This is a genomic window from Pseudomonas sp. FG98 (assembly GCF_057808595.1).
This window is the reverse complement of sequence record NZ_JBMDIJ010000075.1, coordinates 1-20858: the sequence shown is the minus strand read 5'-3', so window position 1 is coordinate 20858 and position 20858 is coordinate 1. Positions and strand designations below refer to the sequence as shown.

Here is a 20858-nt window from a genome sequence, read left to right as displayed (position 1 = left end):
TGGCCCATTGCTTGCTGAAGCCCCATCGTTCCCTGCCGCCGCAGGGTCACTCCACTCACGATGCGAGGCTCGACCGATGGACATTGGAATCTTCACCCCGATCGGCAACAACGGCTGGCTGCTTTCCGAGAACGCGCCGCAGTACCTGCCGACCTTCGACCTGAATCGACGGATCGTCCAGCGCGCCGAGCACTACGGTTTCGACTTCGCCCTGTCGATGATCAAGCTGCGCGGCTTCGGCGGTAAAACCGAGTTCTGGGAACACAACCTGGAGTCTTTCACCCTGATGGCCGGCATGGCCGCCGTGACCAGCCGCATCCAGCTGTTCGCCACGGTCGCCACCCTGACCATCCCGCCGGCGATCATCGCGCGCATGGCCTCGACCATCGATTCGATCTCCAACGGCCGCTTTGGCGTCAACCTGGTGACCGGCTGGCAGAAACCCGAGTACGAGCAGATGGGCCTGTGGCCCGGCGATGATTTCTTCCGCACCCGCTACCAGTACCTGGCCGAGTACGCCCAGGTGCTGCGCGAGCTGTGGGCCAACGGCACCAGCGACTTCAAGGGCGAGCACTTCAGCATGAACGACTGCCGCGTCAGCCCGCGCCCGCAAGCGGACATGAAATTGATCTGCGCCGGCCAGAGCGAAGCCGGGATGGCCTTCTCGGCGCAGTACGCCGACTACAACTTCTGCTTCGGCAAAGGCATCAACACCCCCACCGCCTTCGCCCCGACCGCCGAGGCGCTGGTCAGCGCCTGCGAGAAGACCGGGCGCACGGTAACCGCCTGCGTGCTGTTCATGATCATCGCCGCCGACAGCGACGAAGCCGCCATGGCCCGCTGGGAACACATCAAGGCCGGCGCCGACGAGGAAGCGATCGCCTGGCTGGGCGAGAAAGGCGCCGCCGACAAGGGCAGCGATTCCAACCTGCGGCAGATGGCCAATCCGACCTCGGCGGTGAACATCAATATGGGCACCCTGGTCGGCTCGTACCAGAACGTCGCCAGGATGCTCGACGAGGTGGCCGGCGTGCCGGGCGTGCAAGGGGTGATGTTGACCTTCGACGATTTCGTGCAGGGCATCGAGGACTTCGGCACGCGCATCCAGCCACTGATGCGCAGCCGCCAGCACATCGATGTCGCGGAGGTAGCGTGATGAGCGAAGTCTGCGCTTTCAACCCGGACACCAGCAGCGAGCCGTCCTTCGTCCTCGCCGCACAGCCGGAAGCCCTGCGCCTGCGCCCCAGCGAGACCGCGTTGATCGTGGTGGACATGCAGAACGCCTACGCCAGCAAGGGCGGCTACCTCGACCTGGCCGGCTTCGACGTGTCGCAGACCGAACCGGTAATCGCCGCGATTGCCGAAGCGATCGCCAGCGCACGGCAGGCCGGCATCCAGGTGATCTTCTTCCAGAACGGCTGGGATGCCGGCTACGTGGAAGCCGGCGGCCCCGGCTCACCCAACTGGCACAAGTCCAATGCACTGAAGACCATGCGCCGCCAGCCCGAACTCAGCGGCAAGTTGCTGGCCAAGGGAGGCTGGGACTATGCCCTGGTCGAGGCATTGACCCCGCAGGACGGCGATATCGTCGTGGCCAAGACCCGCTACAGCGGCTTCTTCAACTCGGTGTTCGACAGCACCCTGCGCAGCCGCGGCATCCGCAACCTGGTGTTCACCGGGATCGCCACCAACGTCTGCGTCGAGTCGACCCTGCGCGACGGTTTCCACCTTGAGTACTTCGGCGTCGTCCTCGCCGATGCCACCCACCAGGCCGGCCCGGCATTTGCCCAGGAGGCAGCGCTGTACAACATCCAGACCTTCTTCGGCTGGGTCTCGTCAGTCGACGCCTTCCGTAACGCCCTTGCCCAAACCCGATAACCAGAGGATCACCCCCATGCCAAAGCAGTGCATCGTACCCGCGAACACCCCGACGCCAATCGCGCCTTTCGTCCCGGCGACCAAGGCCGACAACATCGTCTACGTCTCCGGCACCCTGCCCTTCGACGAACACAACAACGTGGTCCATCCGGGCGACGCCACCGCCCAGACCCGCCATGTCCTGGAGACCATCCGCCGGGTCATCGAGACCGCCGGCGGCAGCATGGACGACGTGACCTTCAACATGATCATGCTCAAGGACTGGGCCGACTACCCGCTGATCAATGCGGTGTACGCCGAGTACTTCCCCGGGGAAAAACCGGCGCGCTATTGCATCCAGGCCGGCCTGGTCAAACCCGAGGCGCTGATCGAGATCGCCAGCATCGCCCACCTGGCCTGAGGCCGCGCCACAGAATCGGGAGTTCCTTATGCACTACCAATTCCATGGGCGACAGGAGGCCGATGCTCCCACGCTGGTGCTTAGCGCCGGCCTGGGTGGCGTGGGCAGTTTCTTTGCCAGCGACATTGCCGTGCTCGGCGAGCATTTCCGCGTGCTGACCTACGACCAGGCAGGCACGGGCAAAAGCCCGGCCGAGCTGGCCGAGGGCTACAGCATTGCCGATATGGCCAAAGAACTGCTGGCGCTGCTGGACGAACTGGGTATCGAGCGCTCCCAGTTCATGGGCCATGCCCTGGGCGGCCTGATCGGCCTGGAACTGGCCCTGCTTGCGCCTCGCTTGCTCGGCAGCCTGACCCTGGTCAACGCCTGGGACCGGCCCAACCCGCACTCCCTGCGCTGCTTCGCCATCCGCAAGCAGCTCCTGGAAAACAGCGGGCCGGCGGCCTACCAGCACGCCCAGGCGATCTTCCTCTACCCGGCGGACTGGATTGCCGCGAACAGCGAGCGACTGGCGTCCATGGAGTCGGCCGCGCTGGCGTGCTTCCCCACCCGGGACAACCTGCTGCGGCGCATCCATGCGCTGGAAACCTTCGATATCAGTGCGCGACTGGGCCAGATCGACACGCCCACTCTGGTCATCGCCAATCGCGACGACATGCTGGTGCCCTGGCAGCAATCGCAACGCCTGGCTGCAGGCTTGCGCAATGCCCGCTTCGAACTGCTCGACTACGGCGGGCATGCCTCCAGCATCAGCGACCCCGAGCCCTTCCACCGGCTGACCCTTGATTTCTTCATGCATTCACAGGAGCACCACGATGAACCTGTTATCTGAAGTCGCGACCACCCTCGACCGCAAGACCTTCCGCGACGCCATGGCCAACCTCGCCGCCGCGGTCAACGTGATCACCACCGATGGCGCCCACGGCAAGGCCGGGTTCACCGCGACGGCGGTGTGCAGCGTCACCGACAGCCCGCCTACCCTGCTGGTCTGCGTCAATCGCAACGCCTCGGTATACGAGGCCTTCAAGGGCAACGGCGCGGTGTGCGTGAACACCCTGGGCAATGGCCAGGAAGCGTTGTCGACGGCCTTCGGCGGCAAGACGCCACAGGCCGAACGCTTTCTTGCCGGGAGCTGGAGCACCGGGGTATCCGGCGCGCCGCTGCTGGACCAGGCCAAGGTGTCCTTCGACTGCAAGGTGACCAGCTCGGTCAGTGTCGGCACCCACGACATCCTGTTCTGCGAAGTGCTGGAGGTGGTGCAGCAGGCCGAGGCGGATGTGCTGGTGTACTTCGACCGGCGCTATCACGCGCTGGCCATTGGTTCAGCGCATAACTGATTGATGAGGCCAACAGCCTTGACATCGATCTTGCTGGTCTGTGTTGTTTTTGCAGGCCTCATCGCTGGCAACGCCAGCTCCCACTGAGACCGCGTCGAGCACAGATGCTATGGCTGGCCCAGAACCCTGTGGGAGCCGGCATTGCCGGCGATGAGGCCATCAGCTTCACCATCAATCTTGCGGGTCAGTGTTGTTCTCCCCGGCCTCATCGCTGCATGGGTTATCTACACATCTCAAGCAAAGGTCGACGCGGTCCCGGTAGGAGCTGCTTTAGCTGCGATGGACCGCGCAGCGGTCCCAAATCCTGTCTATGCAGTGAGTCTGAAGAAACGCGGCAGGCCGGGCACTGTGAATCCATGATGGGGCTTGATCAGAGGCTCGTGCGGGATGGTTTCGGGACCGCTGACGCGGTCCATCGCAGCTAAAGCAGCTCCTGCCTGAACCGCGTCGAGCACATATATTGTGGCTGGCCCAGAACCCTGTGGGAGCCGGCATTGCCGGCGATGAGGCCAGCAGTCACAACATCAATCTACTTGTCTGCCATCACAGAAGGGAGGCCCAGGCCTCCCTTCTTCATATCCGCAATCCGCTTACTCCGCCGCAGGCTGCAGCGCCGTCGCCGGACGCCGCTTCAGGTTCAACAGCACATTGAGGATCAGCGCGGCAAAGGTCGCGCTGCCCAGGCCATTGAGGGCGAAACTGCCGAAGTGCAAGGTGAAGTCCCCGGTGCCCAGCACCAGCGGTACCGCAGCGATCAGCAGGTTGCGGTTGTCGCTGAAGTCGACCTTGTTCTCGACCCAGATCTTGGTCCCGGCCACGGCAATCAGCCCGAACACCACGATCGACACACCGCCCATCACCGGCGTGGGGATCGCATGCACCAGGGCACCGAACTTGGGCGACAACCCGAGCAGGATCGCCACGAAACCGGCCACCACGAACAGCGCCGTGGAGTACACCCGGGTCGCGGCCATCACCCCGATATTCTCGGCATAGGTGGTCACGCCGGTGCCGCCGACGCCCGCACTGACCATGGTCGCGACCCCATCACCGATAAAGGCGCGGCCGAAGTACGGCTCCATGCTCTGCTTGCTGATCGAGGAAATGGCCTTGAGGTGACCGATGTTCTCGGCCAGCAGGATGATCACCACCGGCGCGATCAGCAGCGCCGCGCCCGGGGTGAACACCGGGGTGTGGAAGGTCGGCAGGCCGAACCAGGCCGCGTCAGCGACCTTGCTGAAGTCCATCGGCGTGCCCAGGCCCAGGCCATTGGTGAGGACGAAGTAGATCGCCGTCGCCACCAGCAGGCCGGTCAGCAAAAGCATCCGTTGCAGCAGCCCGGAGGTGAACACCGCGATGCACACCACACAGGTGAAGGTGATCAACTGCACCCAGACCTCGAAGCTGTTCGCCGCCATGGTCTTCACCGGGATCGCCGCCAGGTTGAGGCCGATCACCGCCACCACCGTGCCGGTGACCACCGGCGGGGTCAGTTTCTCGATCCAGGCATAACCGATGGACTGCACCAGCAGCCCGACCAGGACATAGACCAGGCCGCAGACGATGATGCCGCCCAGGGCGATTTCGATCTGCGGATTGGGCCCGGAGCCGACGTAGCCGGTCACCGCCGCCACCACACCGACGAAGGCGAAGCTGGAGCCAAGATAGCTGGGCACCTTGCCCCGGGTGATGACGAAGAAGATCAGCGTGCCAACCCCGCTCATCAGCACCGCGACATTGGGGTCGAAGCCCATCAACATGGGCGCGAGCATGGTCGCGCCGAACATGGCGAACACGTGCTGCATGCCCATGATCAGGGTCTGCAGCCACGGCAGTCGCTCATGGGGGGCGATCACGCCCGTCTGGTCCGCCTTTACACTCCACTCAAAAATATTCTTCATCGCGGTCACTGTCTCATAAAGGGTATGGGCAGCAGCTTTGCAAGGCCTTCTGGGCGCCTAGAGCTTTGGGGCTCGTCCTGGGGGACGGCAGCACGGCGATGCTCTTCGCCGGGGTGCCGGGGCTCATACACGGTTCATGCCAAAGAATTTTTCTTCGAAGAATCAGCGAGATAAGAAAAGCGACCGACAAATAGCGGATCAAATGGTCCAAATCAGATCGTTCGATCAGCCCTTGCCGCCCCGGCTTGGGGCAGGCAAGGCCTGAAGCGATCCGGTCGTGGGGCTCGATCAGAACAGATTGAGCGGATAGTCGACGATCACCCGGTACTCGTCGGTGTCACGTTGCATGTCGGTGCGGAAGGCGCCGTAGCGCAACTGGGTGCTGAGGCCCTTGGCCGGGCCGCTCTGCACCACATAGCCGAGGGTCATGTCGCGGGCCCATTCCTTCTTGTCGCCGCTGGCCGTCTCGATGTGGTCGCCGTTGTAGTAGTTGGTCTTGAAGGTCAGACCGGGTACGCCGACGCTGGCGAAGTCGTACATGTAGCGCAGTTGCCAGGTGCGCTCCCCGGCGCGCTGGAACTTGCCGGACATGGTTTCGGTGAAGAAGTAGCTGGTGGTCCCCGCCCCTTCGTTGACCCACACCGCGTCGCTGTCGCCATCCACCTGCTGGTAGCCGGTGGAGAACGAGTGCGCGCCCACCGCGTAGGTAAACAGCACGCTGCTCAGGCGGCTGTCGACTTCGCCACGGGTGCGACCGTTGCCGTAGTAGCCGCTGCTGTAGTAGTCCGGGTCATGACCGTTGCGCCCGTCGGAGCTGTTGTTCCAGAAGCGCACGTCGGTGGTCAGGCGGCCGGGGCCAAGGTTGAAGCCATACACGCCGCCGACGAAGTGCTGCTTATAGAAGTCGGTCAGGTTGGCGTAGTAGTACTGCAGCGTCAGGTCCGGCGACACCTTGTAGCGCCCGCCGGCGTACCAGAACTCGTTGACGTGGGTGCTGCGGGTGGTGTTCACGCTCGGGTTGACCGGGTCGACCGTGGCGTTGGAGCCAGCGATGGACAGGCCTTCCCAGTCGGTCGACCCACGCTCCTTGACCCGGTCGATGCGCCCGGCAGTCAGGGTCAGGTTGTCGATGTCCTTGGACTCCACCTGGAAGCCGCGGAAGGTCTGGAACACCAGGCGATCGCTGGCAAACAGCACCGGCAGTTGCGGCTGCAGGGTGCCATAGCGGAACTCGGTGCTGCCTACCCGCGCCTTGAGGGTCGGGCCCAGGCTGGAGAAGTCGCTGACCGCACGCCCATCGCTGTCGGTGGGAAAGATGTTGCCGTTGCTCGCGGTGCTGGTGGGGTTGTAGTGCCGCCCCTTTCCGGAATCCAGGCGGATGCCGAGCATGCCCACGGCATCCACGCCGAAGCCCACCGGCCCCTCGGTGAAGCCCGAGTTGAAGTTGAGCACGAAGCCCTGGCCCCACTCCTGGGTGTAGTTCGGGTCGGCGGCGCCGTCGCGATTGTCCACGTGACTGAAGAAGTTACGCATCAGCAGGCTGGCGTGACTGTCGTCGATAAAACCGGCGGCGTGGCCGCTTTGGGCCAAGACCAGCCCGAGTACGCCCAACGGGTACTTCATCATCAGCAAATTCCCCAAGCCAAAAAAAGTGATCGGAAGTCGGCAGGCAGATAAGAAAGGTGCCGCCCCGTTCTGATTGAGGCCCGGGCTGCGTTATCGGGCGGCCATTACACGCTACGGCCGTGGCGAATGGCGCGGCCAAGACAACTTCGTTCTGGCTGGATAACGATCGCTTATGACCGACGCGGGTCATAAGTCGCCCTTATCGCCCCACGCGCAAACCCTCTTGGCGCCGCCGCACAGCGCGCCCTTACAGTTCGGCCAGACGCAATCGACGCCCTGGCGCAAGAGGCCCTGCGAATGGAACAAACCCGCATCAAATCCCTGATCGAGCTGATTCAGGCCAGCGACCTGAGCGAGCTCAGCCTGAGCGAAGGGGGCAGCACCCTGACCCTGTCGCGCCAGGTCACCACGCCACAGGCTGCCGTCATTACGGCCAGCCTCCCGGCAGCCGTGGCACCCATTGCGGTCGCCGAAACCGAGGCGCCCGCAGCGGCCGCTGCCGCCGCCCGCGATATCCCCTCGCCGCTGTACGGCATCCTGCACCTGACCCCCGCCCCCGGCGAGCCGGCCTTCGTTAGCGTCGGCCAGCGGGTCGAGGCCGGTGCGGTGCTGTGCATCGTCGAGGCGATGAAGATGTTCCACCAGGTCCAGGCGCCCTGCGCCGGGGTCGTCGAGGCAGTGCTGGCCGACGCCGGCAGCGAGGTCGAATCCGGCCAGCCTCTGCTGCGCATGGGAGATTGAGGCCATGTTCAACCGCGTTCTGATCGCCAACCGCGGCGAAATCGCCCTGCGCATCCAGCGCGCCTGTCATCAGTTGGGGCTGGAGACGGTGATGGTCTATTCCCAGGGCGACGCCGGTGCGGCGTACCTGGAACACGCCGACCTGGCGCTGTGCATCGGCCCGGCCGCACCGGGCCAGAGCTACCTCGACGCCGAGGCCCTGCTCCAGGCTGCCCGCGCCTCGGGCGCCGGGGCGGTGCATCCCGGCTACGGCTTCCTTTCGGAAAACGCCGCCTTCAGCGCAGCGGTCAGCGCCGCCGGCCTGACCTTCATAGGCCCCGACGCCGCGTGTATCCGCCGCATGGGCGACAAGGTCGCCGCCAAGCGCGCCATGCGCGAGGCCGGTGTACCTTGCGTGCCCGGCCCGGATGGCGCGCTGTCTGCCGACCCGCAGCAGATCCGCAGCATCGCCAGCGAAATCGGCTACCCGGTGATCATCAAGGCCGCCGGTGGTGGTGGCGGTCGCGGCATGCGCGTGGTCCATGACGCGGCGGAGCTGGACCAGGCAGTCAGCATCACCCGCGAGGAAGCCCGCCGCGCCTTCGGCAACCCCGAGCTGTACATGGAGAAATTCCTCGGCCACCCGCGCCATGTGGAAATCCAGGTGCTCTGCGACCGTCACGGCAATGGCGTATGGCTGGGCAGCCGCGACTGCTCGCTGCAACGCCGGCACCAGAAGGTGCTGGAAGAAGCGCCGGCCCCCGGCATCGAAGCCGAGGCCATGGCACGGGTGGGCGAACGCTGCGTCGAGGCCTGCCGGCATATCGGCTACCAGGGCGTGGGCACCTTCGAGTTTCTCTACGAGGACGGCGAGTTCTACTTCATCGAAATGAACACCCGCCTGCAGGTCGAGCACCCGGTCACCGAAATGACCACCGGCATCGACATCGTCGAACAGCAACTGCGCGTGGCCCGCGGCGAAGTCCTCGAACTGCGCCAGGAGCAGATCGTCACTCGCGGCCACTCGCTGGAATGCCGGGTCAACGCCGAAGACCCGGCGACCTTCATCCCCACGCCCGGCACCGTGACCCGTTGGGATCTGCCCGGTGGCATCGGCGTGCGGGTCGACACCCACGTCAGCAACGGCTACCGGGTACCGCCCTACTACGACTCGATGATCGCCAAGCTGATCACCCACGGCGCCACTCGCGAGCAGGCCATGGCGAGAATGCGCACGGCCCTTGCACAGTTCCGCGTCGAGGGCATCGCCAGCAACCTGCCGCTGCACCGGGAGATTCTCCAGGATCCGGCGTTCATCGCCGGGGCCGTGGATATCCATCACCTCGAACACTGGCTCAAGCAACGCCACTCAGGGAACTGAACATGCGTATCGAAAAACTCCGCCAGTTGATCGGCTGGATGAGCGACGCCGGGTTGGCCCGGATCGAATTGAAGACCACGGACTTCGAAGTCCGCCTGCAACGCAGCGTCGGAGCAGCCGTCCCCGTGGCGGTTGTGCCAGCCGAAGCCCCGGCGGCGCCCGCCAGCATCAGCGTCACCTCCACCGGCTGCGGGCATTTCCACGCTCGCCATCCGGCCCGCGACACCCCGCAGGTCAGTCCCGGCCAGGCGATCCGCGCCGGCGACGTGATCGGCGTACTGGCGGTGGGCGACCTGCTGTTGCCGGTCAGCGCCCGGCAGGACGGCATCGCCGGCGACTACCTGGTAACCGACGGACAACTGGTGGATTACGGAAAACCTTTATTGGCACTGACTGCAACAGGAGCATGAAGCCATGCGCATCGACCTGAACGCCGACCTCGGCGAAGGCTTCGGCCCCTGGAAAATGGGCGAGGACGAAGCCCTGATGGAGATCATCTCCTCAGCCAACGTGGCCTGCGGTTTCCATGCCGGCGACCCGCTGATCATGGACACCACCGCACGCCTGGCCCTGGCCCGGGGCATCGACCTGGGCGGGCATGTGGGCTTTCCCGACCTGCTCGGCTTCGGCCGCCGGCAGATGCAGATCGACACCCGCGAGTTGCAGACCTATATCGTCTACCAGCTCGGCGCCCTGGCCGCGACGGCGCGGGTCAATGGCCACCGCCTGACCCACATGAGCTTCCACGGCGCCCTGGGCAACCGGGTGGCGGCGGACGCCGAACTGGCCGACGCCCTGCTGGCAACGGTCAAGGCTTTCGACCCGACGCTGATCGTCAGCTCGTCGACCAGTCAGGCCATGGAGCGCGCCGCCGACAAGCACGGGCTGCGTATCGCCAGTACCTTCCTTGCCGACCGCGCCTACGACCGCCACGGCCTGCTGGTGCCCAGGGCGCTGCCGGACTCGGTGATCAAGGCGCCGGAGCGGGTTCGCCAGCGGGTCCGGCAGTTTCTCGATAGCGGCACCGTGACCTGCTACAGCGGTGAAGTCATCAAGGTACCGGCCTGCTCGATCCTGCTCCACGGCGACAACGCCAACGCCCTGGAACTGGCGCGGGCGATCCGCCGGGAAATCGAGGACGGTGGTGGGCAGATCGTGCCGCTGTCGCAACTGGTCGGCTGAGCCGTACCAGCAGGATCCTGCAATAAGAAACGCTTATCGCCCGACAGCCAAACCGTCTTGGTCGACCGTCGGGCGGGGCTTTAGAGTCAATCCAACGCCCACCTGCTACAAGGGGGCGTATCACGATGAGGTACGGACACATGCCATTCTCCGACTACAAAACCGCGCTGGTCACCGGCGCATCCTCCGGCATCGGCGCCGCCACGGTCGAGCGCCTGAGCCGCGAAGGCATCACCGTCCATGCCCTGGCCCGCAGCGCCGACAAGCTCGCCGACCTGGCCGCGCGCACCGGCTGCATCGTTCACGCCGTGGATGTCGCCGACCTGGCCGCGGTGACCCGCATCGTCGAAGGCCTGGACATCGACATCCTGGTCAACAACGCCGGGGTCGACCGTCCGGGCTCGATCCTCAACGCCACCGCCGAGGGCATCGACGCGCTGATCGACGTCAACCTGCGCGCCGTGCTGCACCTGACCCGCCTGCTGGTGCCGGGCATGGTCGAGCGTGATCGTGGCCATGTGATCAACATCAGTTCCATCGCTGGCGCCTACAACTTCGGCGGCAACAGCACCTACCACGCGACCAAGGCGGCGGTGAGCATGCTCTCGCGCAACCTGCGCATCGACGTGTTCGGCAAACGCGTGCGGGTCACCGAAATCTGCCCGGGCCGGGTCGCCACCGATATCTTCGAGCACGTGCATGGCAACGGCGCCGAGATCCGCGCCAGGTTCATCGACGGCTTCGAGCTGCCGGTGGCGTCCGACATCGCCGAGGCCATCGCCTTTGCCATCGCCGCACCGGTATCGATGAACGTCGGGCATATGGAAATCACCCCGACCCTGCAGGTCCCCGGCGGCTTGCAGACCACCCGCCCGCAAGCCGACTGACCCCATCGCCGGACAAGAGCGGCGGGCCATGACCCAGCCGCCCCCCACCCCGGTTGCGAACGACTGCTGCCCTTGACCCGACAGGGTGATACCCATGTTCAAAGATTTCGATCTGGGGCCGATCCTGACCGGCGAATACGCCGATCTGTTGCTGCGCGGCGCCGGCCTGACCGCGCAGCTGATGCTCTGCGCCTGGAGCCTTGCCATGGCCCTGGCCCTGCTGCTGGTGGTGATCCGCCTGACCGGCAAGCCGCTGGCCGAACACCTGGTGGCCGGCTACGTGTCCTACCACCGCAACGTACCGACCCTGGTGCAACTGATGCTCTGGTACTTCGGCGTACCGACCCTGCTCCCGGAAAGCCTGCAACTGTGGCTGGCCAACTACAGCAGCGAGTTCATCTTCGCGGTGATCGCCCTGGGCCTGTGCCAGGCGGCGTACTTCTCCGAAGACCTGCGCGCCGGCCTGCGGGCCATCCCAGCCGGACAGACCGAAGCATCCCGCGCCCTGGGCCTGGGCTACGTACGCTCGATGCGCTACGTGATCCTGCCGCAGGGGGTACGCAACGCCCTGCCCTCGCTGATCAACCACACCGTGCTGCTGTTCAAGAACACCAGCCTGGCGATGGCCATCGGCGTGGTCGAGCTGACCTACGCCACCCGCGAGCTGGAGAACTACACCTTCCGCACCTTCGAGTGCTACCTGGTGGCGACCCTCGGCTACCTGGCGGTGTCGCTGCTGCTGATGGGGGCCGGCGCGCTGCTAGCCCGGCATTTCAATCAAGCCCGGGCGAGGTAAGCGGCGATGTTCGATGTATTCGTGATTGTCCGCGACAACTGGGAGCTGTTCCTCCTCGGCCAGTACCCCCACGGGCCGCTGGGTGGCCTGGTCAATACCCTGGTGCTGTCGGCGCTGGCGCTGCTGATCGCCTTTCCGCTGTCGCTGCTGGTGGTGATGGCGCGCATCTCGCCCTTCGCCTGGGTGCGCTGGCCAGCCACGGTGTGGGTCTATGTGCTGCGTGGCGTGCCACTGATCATGGTGATCTTCTGGACCTACTTCCTGGTACCGCTGCTGATCGGCCGCAATATCAGCGGCTTCACCACCATGCTCTGCACCCTGGTGATCTACCAGAGCGCCTACCTCTCGGAGATCGTGCGCGCCGGCATCCAGGGCCTGCCACCGGGCCAGCTGGAGGCAGCGCGGGCCCTGGGCCTGGGCTACTTCCGCGCGTTCGGCTGGGTGATCCTGCCGCAGGCGCTGTTCAATGCCCTGCCGAGCCTGATCAGCCAGTTCGTCTCGATCATCAAGGAGACCACCCTGGGCTACATGATCAACGTGCAAGAGATGACCTTCGCCGCCAACCAGGTCAACAACCAGCTGCTGACCCAGCCGTTCCAGGTCTACGCCATCCTCGCCGTGACCTACTACCTGCTGTGCTACGGCCTGACCCGCCTGGCCACCGCAGTGGAGCGACGCATAGAGCGCAAGCGCCAGGGTGACCGCGGCCAGCCGCAGGCCGCCTCTGCGAGTAGCGCCCTTCCCACTTCCGAAGCTTCGAGATGACCGCCATGAACCCGATGATCATGTTTGCCAATGTCGACAAGTGGTACGGCGAGTACCGCGCCCTGACCACCATCAACGCCGAGATCCGCCAGGGTGAAGTGGTAGTGGTGTGCGGGCCCTCGGGCTCGGGCAAGTCCACCCTGATCCGCACGGTCAACCGCCTGGAGGCCATCCAGGGCGGGCAGATCCTGTTCGAGGGCCACGATATCCACGGCACCGACGCCAACCTCAACCGCCTGCGTTCGCGCATCGGCTTCGTGTTCCAGAGCTTCAACCTGTTCCCGCACATGTCGGTGCTGGACAACATCATCCTCGCCCCGACCAAGTTGCGCGGCCTGCGCCCGGGCGCAGCGAAGAAGCAGGCCATGGAACTGCTGGAGCGGGTCGGCATGGCGCACAAGGCCGGCGCTTACCCCGGCCAGCTGTCCGGCGGCCAGCAACAGCGGGTGGCGATCGCCCGGGCATTGGCCATGGAGCCGCCGGTGATGCTGTTCGACGAACCCACCAGCGCCCTCGACCCGGAAATGGTCGGCGAGGTGCTGCAAGTGATGCGCAGCCTGGCCCGCGACGGCATGACCATGATGTGCGTGACCCACGAAATGAACTTCGCCCGTGAAGTCGCCGACACCATCTGGTTCATGGACGCCGGGGAAATCCTCGAGCGCGCCACGCCCGAACAGTTCTTCAGCCGACCGGAACACCCGCGGGCGCAGCGCTTCATCAGCGACCTGCGCGCCCATTGAGCCGCCCCTTTTTGAACAACTGCCCCACATCCGTCCCATTCTTCGAGGTTCATTGCAATGCACAAAAAGCACGCTCGACTGGCCCTGATGCTGTTGCCCCTGATGGCCGCTACCGCCCACGCCGATCAATGGGCCGATATCCAGGCAAAGCAAACCCTGGGCTGCGGCGTCTACTCCGACGTACCGCCGTTCTCCTCGCCCAACCCGTCGACCCGCCAGCTCGAAGGCATGGACGTCGACCTGTGCACGGCCCTGGCCAAGCACCTGGGCGTCAAGCTGGAACTCAAGCCGCTGTCCGGTGAAGCGCGCATCGCCGAGGTGAAGATGGGCCGCGTCGACGTGGTAGTGGCCAACCTCGCCTACACCAAGAGCCGCGGCCAGCAGATCCAGTTCTCCGATCCCTACTACGTGGCCAAGGAAGTGCTGGTGGTGAAGGCGCCGCTGGCCGACAAGCCCAAGGCGTTCTTCGAAGGCAAGCGCATCAGCGCGACCAAGGGCTCGACCTCCGAGCAATCGATCCGCATGGCCAAGGCCACCCCGGTGACCTTCCAGGACACCGGTTCCGCCTACCTCGCCGTGCAGCAGAACAAGGTGCTCGGCGTGGTCACCAACACCATGTCGGCGAAGAAGCTGGTCAGCCAGGCCAAGGCCGGTGGCGTGGAGCTGGGCATCACCGCCGAGCCGATGGCGCTGGAGCCGATCAGCGTGGGCATGAAGCTGGAGCAGCCGGTGCTGCTGGACAAGGTCAACCAGGCGCTCTACGCCATGGATGCGGCCGGCGAGATCGACCAGATCTGGAACAAGTGGATCGGCCCGCAGACCGAGTACAACCTGGTTCGCGAAGAGCGCGTGCAGAAGCTTGCCGAGATGAAATTCGAAGCCCTGGAATAACCCGCACCCTCCTTGCTGCACTGCCCGGCCGCGCATCGGCCGGGCTTTTTTTTGCCTGTCCGGCGAGCCATCCGATTCCCTTATGACTCCACAGCAAAGGGCTATTTGGGCAGGCCCGCGGCGCACTTTTAAGCTGGGCGCAGTGTTCCTCCACCGCGAAGCCACAGCCATGCCCAGTATTGCCGAACGCCTGAACAACGTTTCCGTCTCCGCCTCGGTCGCCATGACCCAGAAAGCCCGCGAGCTCACCGCCCAGGGCATCCAGGTGATCAGCCTGTCCTCCGGCGAGCCGGACTTCCCCACCCCGGCCCACGCCATCGAAGCGGCCCACGCCGCGGCCCTGGCCGGCGACACCAAGTACCCGGCCATCGAAGGCACCCCGGTGCTCAAGCAAGCGATCCAGGGCAAGTTCAAGCGTGACAACAACCTCGACTACGAACCCTCGCAGATCCTCGTCGCCGGTGGCGGCAAGCAGGTGATCTTCAACGCCATGCTCGCCACCCTCAACCCGGGTGACGAAGTGGTGATCCCAACGCCCGCCTGGATCAGCTACGCCGATATCGTCAAGTTCGCCGGCGGCGTGCCGGTCGCCGTGCCGTGCAGCCAGGACAACCAGTTCAAGCTCAAGGCCGAGGACCTCGACGCCGCCATCACCGCGAAGACCAAATGGCTGCTGCTCAACTACCCGAGCAATCCCACCGGTTCGGCGTGCTCGCGCCAGGAAATGGCGGCCATCGCCGAGGTGATGCTGCAGCACCCGGACGTGTGGATCATGACCGACGACATGTACGAGCACCTGATCTACGACGGCTTCGAGTTCTGCACCATCGCCGAGGTCGAGCCGCGCCTGTATGACCGCGTGCTGACCGTCAACGGCGTGTCCAAGGCCTACGCCATGACCGGCTGGCGCATGGGCTACTGCGGCGGTCCCAAAGAACTGATCAAGGCGGTGAGCAACGTCAACACGCAGAACAGCGGTGGCGTCTGCACCCTGACCCAGGCTGCTGCCACCGCGGTGCTGAATGGCCCGCAGGAGCTGCTGGCCGAACGTGCGGCGATCTACCAGCAGCGCCGCGACTTCGTCCTGGAGCGCCTGGCGGGTATCGAAGGACTGACCTGTCACAAGCCGGAAGGGGCGTTCTACCTGTTCCCCAACATCGGCGAGTTCATTGGCCGCACCAGCGTCGGGGGGCGCAGGATCGATAACGACACCGACTTCTGCATGGCGCTGATGGAAGAGCACCATGTCGCCACGGTGCAGGGGGCGGCGTATGGGTTGAGCCCGTACTTCCGGCTGTCGTATGCCACCAGCCTGGAAAGGCTGGGACAGGGGTGCGAGCGGATTGCCGAGTTCTGTGCCGGGCTGCGCTGAGTGGTGGAAATGAACATGGGCCGCGATGCGGCCCATGGTTTGTGAGGGAAATTCAAGAGTTTCGCTGGTTACTTCAGGGCCTCATCGCTGGCGAGCCAGCTCCACACAGGTCCAGCGGTGCACGCGGTCACTGTGTGGCTTGTCGGGGCGCCGAACCGCAGCGATGAGCATGAGTATCTACACATCTTTTGAGCACGAGCGCCTGTCAGGAAATCGCATCAAGGCTGCCAGGCGCATGCCGGAAGGCTTTCAGCGCCCTCAAGATCGAGCGCCGCGCGGGCGGCGCTCGATCTTGAGGGCGCCAGATAAACACCGTCATGCGCCTGTCAGCCCTGATCCGGTATCCCGACGGGCACCTTGCGGTCACCAGGACTCAAAAGATATGTAAATACCCATGCAGTGATGGGGTCCTCGAATTCAACCCAGCAACCCGCCCACCACCAACCGCCGAACCCCCGCCAGATACCCCTCGACCGCCGCCTCCACGGCAATCGCCTCCTGCGGTGTCACTTCGACAAAGCGAATCCGGCTGCCAATCGCCGCCTGCCCCAGGCGCCACAGGTCCGCCTCGATCACCCCCGCCACCTTGGGATACCCACCAGCCGTATTGGCATCACTAAGCTGCACGATCGGCTCGCCTCCCGGCGGCACCTGGACCACCCCAGGCACCAGGCCATAGGAGCGCATCTCGCTGCCGTGCTCGGGCTGGATCGGTTCGCCGGAGAGGCGGTAACCGGTGCGGTTGCTCTGCGCCGAGATCTTCCAGGCCTGCGCCCAGAAGCGCGGCAGATCGTTGCCGAACCAGTCCGCCTCACCCGCCGCAATCGCCCGCAGCGGCAGGCTGCCGTCGGCCTCCAGGGGAAACGCCTCGGCCATGGCCACACCCGGTGGCTGCACGCCATATCCTCCAGCGGCAATCGACAGGACACCGGCCTCGCCCACCGCCAGGCAGTCGCCAGCCTGCACCGGGCGCCCGTGCAGACCACCGAAGCCACCGCGCAGCGCAGTGCTGCGCGAGCCCATCACCTGCGGCACATCGATGCCCCCGGCGACACACAGATAGACCCGCGCACCCTGGCGAGGATGGCGGATCTCCAGCGTCTGTCCGTCCTTCACCGGCAACGCCCACCAGGGCAGCACCTCATGGCCGTCGAGGCTGGCGCGGCCATCGGCGCCGGTCAGGGCGATCACCCCGTCCGCACTGAAACGTACTTTCAGCGGAAAGGTCTGCACTTCCAGCGCCGCCGCATCGGCGGCGTTGTCCAGCATCAGGTTGCCGGTGCGCAGGGCCAGGGTGTCCATGGCGCCGGCAGTGGCCACGCCGACATGACGATGGCCCTGGCGCCCGAGGTCCTGGACGGTGTTCTGCGGGCCAGTGGCGATGATTTCGATCACAGTTCGATCCTCTCGGGCAGGAAGCAGACGGTATCGCCGGGGGCGAGCAAGGCGGGTTGCGCGGCGTGGGCATCGAACATCGGCGTGTCGGCAAAGCCGATGGCATTCCAGCCATTGGGACCGTCGAGCACGGCAATGCCCGACTGCATGCCACCGATGGTGACCATGCCCTTGAGCATGTGCAGCGACGGAATCTTTTTGCGCGGCATATGGATCGCCGGGTCGAGGCCACCCAGGTAGCCGAAGCCGGGTGCGCTGGCCACGGCGAACACGCTGTAGTGCGCCTGGTGATGACGACGCACCACTTCGTGATCGCTGAGCCCGGAGTGATCGCACAGCGCCGCCAGGTCGATGGCGTGCTCGCCGCCGTAGTGCACCGGGATTTCGTGGGTACGGCCCGTGCGGTGCAGCGGGTCGGCGGCACGCCATAGCTGTTGCAATTCTTCGATGACCGGTTGCGGCTCGGGAGGAATCTGGCGGAACAGCACCAGCAGATTGGTCATGCCCGGCACGGTGGTGTCCACCTCCGGGCGGGCCAGCAACGTCCGGGACAGCGCCCAGATCCGCCGCTGCGCTTCCAGGGTCAGCTCGCCCGGTGCTTCGAGCAGGTAGGCACGGGCGCCGATCAGGGAGACCCGCGCAGCGGGCTCGGCGACGACGGCCGCAAGCGGTCGCGCGGCTTGCAGGGGTTGGTTCATGAAGGCGTTCCTGTCACGAGGGAAAAAGGGTTCAGCGCCGGGTATGCAGATCGACCTGCGGCAGGCGCCAGGTCAGCCACACCGCCAGCAGCGCCGCCAGGGCGCAGAGCAGCAGGCCGCTGGCAATCGCCTGGGCCAGCGCGGTGCGGGCCAGCAGCAACCAGTCGGCGGGCAGGCCCGCAGCGCCACTCATCAGCACCTGCGGATCGCGCAGGCGCTCGAAGGCGGCAGACTGGCCGGCAGCGTCCAGCGCCAGGCGGATGTGATGGGCGTACAGCAGGTTGACCAGCGAGCCCATCACCGCCGTGCCGAGCAGCCCGCCCACCAGGCGCAGCGATTGCTGCAAGGCGGTGGCGATGCCCAGGTGCTGGCGCTCGGCGAGGGTCTGGGTGAAGACGCTGAGGTTGAGCATGACGAAACCCAGGCCGAGGCCCGCCAGCAGGATCAACGTGGTCATCAGGGCGAAACGGGTGTCCTGCCCGGTGGCGGCCAACCCGGCACAGGCGCAGCAGAGGGTGGTGAAACCGGCGAGGGGCAGCCAGTTGGGATTGGCCAGGCGGGTCATCAGCCGGCTGTTGACCATCGCCCCCAGGGTGATGCTCAAGGCCAACGGGGTAATCAGCAGGCCGGCCTGCTCCGGCGAATAACCGAAGCCGCCCTGCAACAACAACGGCAGGTAGAACAGCAGCGTGAACATCACCCCGCCCGCCAACAGCGCCAGGCCGAACAACAGGCGCATGCTGCGCTGGGCGAACAGCGCCCCCGGCACCAGCGGCGAAGCGCAGCGCCGTTCCTGCCAGATCAGCCCGAGCAAGGCCAGCAGCGCCAGCCCGCCCAACGCCAGGCTGCCCCCGGCGCTGCTGCGTCCCAGCCCCTCGACGAACAATTGCAGGCCACCCAGGGCCAGCACGATCAGCAGCCCGCCGAGCCAGTCCAGACGTACCGGCGCGTGCAGCCGTGGTCGATACCACGGCAGGTAGCGCCAGGCGAAGAACAGCGCCGCCAACCCCAGCGGCAGGTTGAGCCAGAACACCGAGCGCCAGCCGAACTGGCCGGTGAGGTAGCCGCCGAGGCCGGGACCGATGGCATTGACCACGCTGAACATGGCGCTCAGCAGCAGTTGCCAGCGCAAGCGCTGGCGGGTGTCGGGAAACAGCTCGGGGACACAGGCGAAGGCCGTGCCCACCAGCATGCCGCCGCCAAAGCCCTGCAACACCCGTCCGGCCACCAGCCACGGCATGCTCGCGGCCAGCGCGCAGATCAGCGAGGCGAGCATGAAGATCAGCGTTGCCACCAGCACGAAGGGCTTGCGCCCGTAATAGTCACCGAGACGGCCGAAGATCGGGATGGTCACGATCGAGGCCAGCAGGTAGCCGGTGGCAACCCAGGCGTACAGGTCGAAGCCGTGCAACTGGGCGACGATGCTCGGCAGCGCGTTGCCGATCACCGTCTGGTCCAGCGCCGAAAGCATCAGCACCAGGGAAATGCCCAGCATGGCCAGCAGGGCCTGGCGAAAGCTCAATGCGGCGGGTTCGGCGATCATCTGTACACTCACGGGCTCAAGGACATCCGAGTGTCACGTTACGAGCGCCGGGTACGGGTGAAAAAGAGGACTTCGCTCTGGACGAATAAGGCCGGCTTATGACCCGCGCACCATTACCGGGCACACGGCGGCAAAAGCCCCTGTTTCAGTGCCGGATCCGGAGTGAATTGGGGGGCGCAAGGCCGCTCATAGGCGTTTCTTATGACCGGACGGGGAGCTGGCGCGCTGCTTGCAAAACCCCCGGCATCACCGTTCTACCGAGTACCCGCCGATGAACCTGCGCCGCCTCAAATACTTCGTGAAGATTGTCGATATCGGCAGCATGACCCAGGCCGCCGATGTGCTGCATATCGCCCAGCCGGCCCTGAGCCAGCAACTGGTCACGCTGGAGGCGGAGATGCAGCAACAGTTGCTGATTCGCACCAAACGCGGCGTCACTCCTACCGAAGCGGGCAAGGTGCTGTATGCCCACGCCCAACTGATCCTGCGCCAGTGCGAGCAGGCGCTGAGCGACGTGACCTCCAGCAGCGAAGCCCTGACCGGCAACGTCTCGGTGGGGCTGGCCCCCGGCACGGCGGCGTCGAGCCTGGCGGTGCCGTTGCTCAAGCGGGTGCGCGAACTGCACCCCGGCATCACCCTCTACCTCAATGAAAACTATGGCGTGACCCTCAGCGAACTGATCATGAGCGGGCGCATGGACATGGCCGTGCTCTACGGCGGCCGCGAAATCCACGGTCTGAGCTTCATCCCGCTGCTGCGCGAAACGCTTTACCTGGTCAGCGCCGACGACAAGCTGGCCGGACGCGGGCAGATCCCGCTGGCACGGGTCGCCGAAATGGACCTGCTGTTGCCACGGCAATACAACATCGTCCGCCGCCTGGTGGACGAAGCCTTCACCCGCCTGGACCTGAGCCCGAACGTGATCGCCGAAGTGGAATCGGCCACTACCCTGCGCAGTGCAGTGGCGGAGCGTTTTGCCGCCACCATCCTGCCGGAATCGGCGGCGCTGGCGGTGGCCGCGCAGGGGGGTGTGCATCTGAGCCGAATCGTCGAGCCGGCGATCGAGGCGCCGCTGACGCTGTGTCTGTCCGGACACCTGCCGTTGTCGGTGCCGGCGCAGGCGGTCAAGGCGATCTTGCTGGAGTTGGTGGCGCAGATGCGGGGGACGTTGTCGACGGCGGCTTGAGGGGGGCTGACCGGGTCGGGGCAATTGCTTGGGGCCGCTCGAAAGATCGACGCACCGGCGCTTGCCTTGAGCCTTGCAGCGGCCTTGAGATCGAGCGCCGCCCGCGCGGCGCATCGCGGCTAACAGCCGCTCCCACATTTGTTGCAACGTACCTATG

21 protein-coding genes are annotated in these 20858 nt (G+C 65.5%); 16 read left to right on the top strand and 5 right to left on the bottom strand.

What is annotated here, in order from left to right; translation table 11 throughout:
* The first annotated feature begins 76 nt into the window (after positions 1-76).
* Genes rutA through rutF form a run of 5 tightly spaced genes read left to right on the top strand, consistent with a single transcriptional unit; the run spans position 77 to position 3615 of the window.
* The gene (gene rutA / locus ACODSK_RS26850) at positions 77-1156 is read left to right on the top strand and encodes a pyrimidine utilization protein A (RefSeq protein WP_489020308.1); all 1080 of its coding nucleotides are present in this window, start codon (positions 77-79) and stop codon (positions 1154-1156) included.
* Positions 1156-1878, top strand: a complete 723-nt coding sequence (rutB, locus tag ACODSK_RS26845) for a pyrimidine utilization protein B (RefSeq protein ID WP_489020306.1) — start codon at positions 1156-1158, stop codon at positions 1876-1878. The genes rutA and rutB overlap by 1 nt, the downstream gene beginning before the upstream one ends.
* A gap of 16 nt (positions 1879-1894) precedes the next feature.
* On the top strand, positions 1895-2278 hold the full coding sequence (gene rutC, locus ACODSK_RS26840; protein ID WP_489020304.1) for a pyrimidine utilization protein C: 384 nt from the start codon (positions 1895-1897) through the stop codon (positions 2276-2278).
* Between the two features lie 28 nt (positions 2279-2306).
* Positions 2307-3110 carry a pyrimidine utilization protein D gene (gene rutD / locus ACODSK_RS26835; RefSeq protein ID WP_489020303.1) on the top strand — a complete coding sequence of 268 codons (804 nt, stop codon included), beginning with the start codon at positions 2307-2309 and terminating at the stop codon, positions 3108-3110.
* Positions 3094-3615, top strand: a complete 522-nt coding sequence (gene rutF, locus ACODSK_RS26830) for an NADH-dependent FMN reductase RutF (RefSeq protein ID WP_489020301.1) — start codon at positions 3094-3096, stop codon at positions 3613-3615. The genes rutD and rutF overlap by 17 nt, the downstream gene beginning before the upstream one ends.
* A gap of 590 nt (positions 3616-4205) precedes the next feature.
* Here rutF and ACODSK_RS26825 read toward each other — a convergent pair.
* Both ACODSK_RS26825 and ACODSK_RS26820 read right to left on the bottom strand, forming a co-directional pair.
* On the bottom strand, positions 4206-5516 hold the full coding sequence (locus ACODSK_RS26825) for a solute carrier family 23 protein (RefSeq protein ID WP_489020299.1): 1311 nt from the start codon (positions 5514-5516) through the stop codon (positions 4206-4208).
* Between the two features lie 288 nt (positions 5517-5804).
* Positions 5805-7142, bottom strand: coding sequence for an OprD family porin (locus tag ACODSK_RS26820; RefSeq protein ID WP_489020297.1), 1338 nt, complete (start codon positions 7140-7142; stop codon positions 5805-5807).
* Between the two features lie 297 nt (positions 7143-7439).
* Between ACODSK_RS26820 and ACODSK_RS26815 the strand changes: the two genes are divergently transcribed.
* The 10 genes from ACODSK_RS26815 to ACODSK_RS26770 all read left to right on the top strand — a co-directional run bounded on the left by ACODSK_RS26815 (position 7440) and on the right by ACODSK_RS26770 (position 15879).
* Positions 7440-7883, top strand: a complete 444-nt coding sequence (locus ACODSK_RS26815) for an acetyl-CoA carboxylase biotin carboxyl carrier protein (protein ID WP_489020295.1) — start codon at positions 7440-7442, stop codon at positions 7881-7883.
* Positions 7884-7887: 4 nt separating this feature from the next.
* A complete protein-coding gene (accC, locus tag ACODSK_RS26810) occupies positions 7888-9243 on the top strand; it encodes an acetyl-CoA carboxylase biotin carboxylase subunit (RefSeq protein WP_489020293.1) in 1356 nt (451 codons plus the stop codon).
* A gap of 2 nt (positions 9244-9245) precedes the next feature.
* Positions 9246-9653: an acetyl-CoA carboxylase biotin carboxyl carrier protein gene (locus tag ACODSK_RS26805; RefSeq protein WP_489020292.1), complete on the top strand. Its 408-nt coding sequence runs from the start codon at positions 9246-9248 to the stop codon at positions 9651-9653.
* A 4-nt stretch (positions 9654-9657) separates the two neighbouring features.
* Positions 9658-10425, top strand: coding sequence for a LamB/YcsF family protein (locus ACODSK_RS26800; protein ID WP_489020290.1), 768 nt, complete (start codon positions 9658-9660; stop codon positions 10423-10425).
* A gap of 140 nt (positions 10426-10565) precedes the next feature.
* On the top strand, positions 10566-11312 hold the full coding sequence (locus tag ACODSK_RS26795) for an SDR family oxidoreductase (RefSeq protein WP_489020288.1): 747 nt from the start codon (positions 10566-10568) through the stop codon (positions 11310-11312).
* Between the two features lie 94 nt (positions 11313-11406).
* Complete coding sequence (locus ACODSK_RS26790; RefSeq protein WP_489020286.1) at positions 11407-12108, top strand: amino acid ABC transporter permease; 702 nt, start codon at positions 11407-11409, stop codon at positions 12106-12108.
* Between the two features lie 6 nt (positions 12109-12114).
* On the top strand, positions 12115-12873 hold the full coding sequence (locus ACODSK_RS26785) for an amino acid ABC transporter permease (protein WP_489020284.1): 759 nt from the start codon (positions 12115-12117) through the stop codon (positions 12871-12873).
* A 14-nt stretch (positions 12874-12887) separates the two neighbouring features.
* Positions 12888-13616 carry an amino acid ABC transporter ATP-binding protein gene (locus ACODSK_RS26780; RefSeq protein ID WP_489020330.1) on the top strand — a complete coding sequence of 243 codons (729 nt, stop codon included), beginning with the start codon at positions 12888-12890 and terminating at the stop codon, positions 13614-13616.
* A 57-nt stretch (positions 13617-13673) separates the two neighbouring features.
* Positions 13674-14507, top strand: coding sequence for an ABC transporter substrate-binding protein (locus ACODSK_RS26775; protein ID WP_489020282.1), 834 nt, complete (start codon positions 13674-13676; stop codon positions 14505-14507).
* A 169-nt stretch (positions 14508-14676) separates the two neighbouring features.
* Entirely contained in the window at positions 14677-15879 is a 1203-nt protein-coding gene (locus ACODSK_RS26770; RefSeq protein WP_489020280.1) for a pyridoxal phosphate-dependent aminotransferase, read from the top strand.
* A gap of 417 nt (positions 15880-16296) precedes the next feature.
* Here ACODSK_RS26770 and ACODSK_RS26765 read toward each other — a convergent pair whose 3' ends face one another.
* Genes ACODSK_RS26765 through ACODSK_RS26755 form a run of 3 tightly spaced genes read right to left on the bottom strand, consistent with a single transcriptional unit; the run spans position 16297 to position 19515 of the window.
* The gene (locus ACODSK_RS26765) at positions 16297-17274 is read right to left on the bottom strand and encodes a 5-oxoprolinase subunit C family protein (RefSeq protein ID WP_489020279.1); all 978 of its coding nucleotides are present in this window, start codon (positions 17272-17274) and stop codon (positions 16297-16299) included.
* On the bottom strand, positions 17271-17972 hold the full coding sequence (gene pxpB / locus ACODSK_RS26760) for a 5-oxoprolinase subunit PxpB (protein WP_489020277.1): 702 nt from the start codon (positions 17970-17972) through the stop codon (positions 17271-17273). The genes ACODSK_RS26765 and pxpB overlap by 4 nt, the downstream gene beginning before the upstream one ends.
* A gap of 31 nt (positions 17973-18003) precedes the next feature.
* On the bottom strand, positions 18004-19515 hold the full coding sequence (locus tag ACODSK_RS26755; RefSeq protein WP_489020275.1) for an MFS transporter: 1512 nt from the start codon (positions 19513-19515) through the stop codon (positions 18004-18006).
* Between the two features lie 271 nt (positions 19516-19786).
* Between ACODSK_RS26755 and nac the strand changes: the two genes are divergently transcribed.
* A complete protein-coding gene (nac, locus tag ACODSK_RS26750; protein ID WP_489020273.1) occupies positions 19787-20701 on the top strand; it encodes a nitrogen assimilation transcriptional regulator NAC in 915 nt (304 codons plus the stop codon).
* Positions 20702-20858 lie beyond the last annotated feature (157 nt).

What these genes read in the sequence shown, in the direction of transcription:
- rutC (WP_489020304.1), top strand. Translation starts at nt 1,895, where the DNA reads ATGCCAAAGCAGTGCATCGTACCCGCGAACACCCCGACGCCAATCGCG.
- ACODSK_RS26805 (WP_489020292.1), top strand. Translation starts at nt 9,246, where the DNA reads ATGCGTATCGAAAAACTCCGCCAGTTGATCGGCTGGATGAGCGACGCC.
- rutB (WP_489020306.1), top strand. Translation starts at nt 1,156, where the DNA reads ATGAGCGAAGTCTGCGCTTTCAACCCGGACACCAGCAGCGAGCCGTCC.
- rutF (WP_489020301.1), top strand. Translation starts at nt 3,094, where the DNA reads ATGAACCTGTTATCTGAAGTCGCGACCACCCTCGACCGCAAGACCTTC.
- ACODSK_RS26775 (WP_489020282.1), top strand. Translation starts at nt 13,674, where the DNA reads ATGCACAAAAAGCACGCTCGACTGGCCCTGATGCTGTTGCCCCTGATG.
- ACODSK_RS26820 (WP_489020297.1), bottom strand. Translation starts at nt 7,142, where the DNA reads ATGATGAAGTACCCGTTGGGCGTACTCGGGCTGGTCTTGGCCCAAAGC.
- ACODSK_RS26780 (WP_489020330.1), top strand. Translation starts at nt 12,888, where the DNA reads ATGATCATGTTTGCCAATGTCGACAAGTGGTACGGCGAGTACCGCGCC.
- rutA (WP_489020308.1), top strand. Translation starts at nt 77, where the DNA reads ATGGACATTGGAATCTTCACCCCGATCGGCAACAACGGCTGGCTGCTT.
- accC (WP_489020293.1), top strand. Translation starts at nt 7,888, where the DNA reads ATGTTCAACCGCGTTCTGATCGCCAACCGCGGCGAAATCGCCCTGCGC.
- ACODSK_RS26800 (WP_489020290.1), top strand. Translation starts at nt 9,658, where the DNA reads ATGCGCATCGACCTGAACGCCGACCTCGGCGAAGGCTTCGGCCCCTGG.
- pxpB (WP_489020277.1), bottom strand. Translation starts at nt 17,972, where the DNA reads ATGAACCAACCCCTGCAAGCCGCGCGACCGCTTGCGGCCGTCGTCGCC.
- ACODSK_RS26815 (WP_489020295.1), top strand. Translation starts at nt 7,440, where the DNA reads ATGGAACAAACCCGCATCAAATCCCTGATCGAGCTGATTCAGGCCAGC.
- ACODSK_RS26785 (WP_489020284.1), top strand. Translation starts at nt 12,115, where the DNA reads ATGTTCGATGTATTCGTGATTGTCCGCGACAACTGGGAGCTGTTCCTC.
- ACODSK_RS26825 (WP_489020299.1), bottom strand. Translation starts at nt 5,516, where the DNA reads ATGAAGAATATTTTTGAGTGGAGTGTAAAGGCGGACCAGACGGGCGTG.
- ACODSK_RS26770 (WP_489020280.1), top strand. Translation starts at nt 14,677, where the DNA reads ATGCCCAGTATTGCCGAACGCCTGAACAACGTTTCCGTCTCCGCCTCG.
- ACODSK_RS26755 (WP_489020275.1), bottom strand. Translation starts at nt 19,515, where the DNA reads ATGATCGCCGAACCCGCCGCATTGAGCTTTCGCCAGGCCCTGCTGGCC.
- nac (WP_489020273.1), top strand. Translation starts at nt 19,787, where the DNA reads ATGAACCTGCGCCGCCTCAAATACTTCGTGAAGATTGTCGATATCGGC.
- rutD (WP_489020303.1), top strand. Translation starts at nt 2,307, where the DNA reads ATGCACTACCAATTCCATGGGCGACAGGAGGCCGATGCTCCCACGCTG.
- ACODSK_RS26790 (WP_489020286.1), top strand. Translation starts at nt 11,407, where the DNA reads ATGTTCAAAGATTTCGATCTGGGGCCGATCCTGACCGGCGAATACGCC.
- ACODSK_RS26795 (WP_489020288.1), top strand. Translation starts at nt 10,566, where the DNA reads ATGCCATTCTCCGACTACAAAACCGCGCTGGTCACCGGCGCATCCTCC.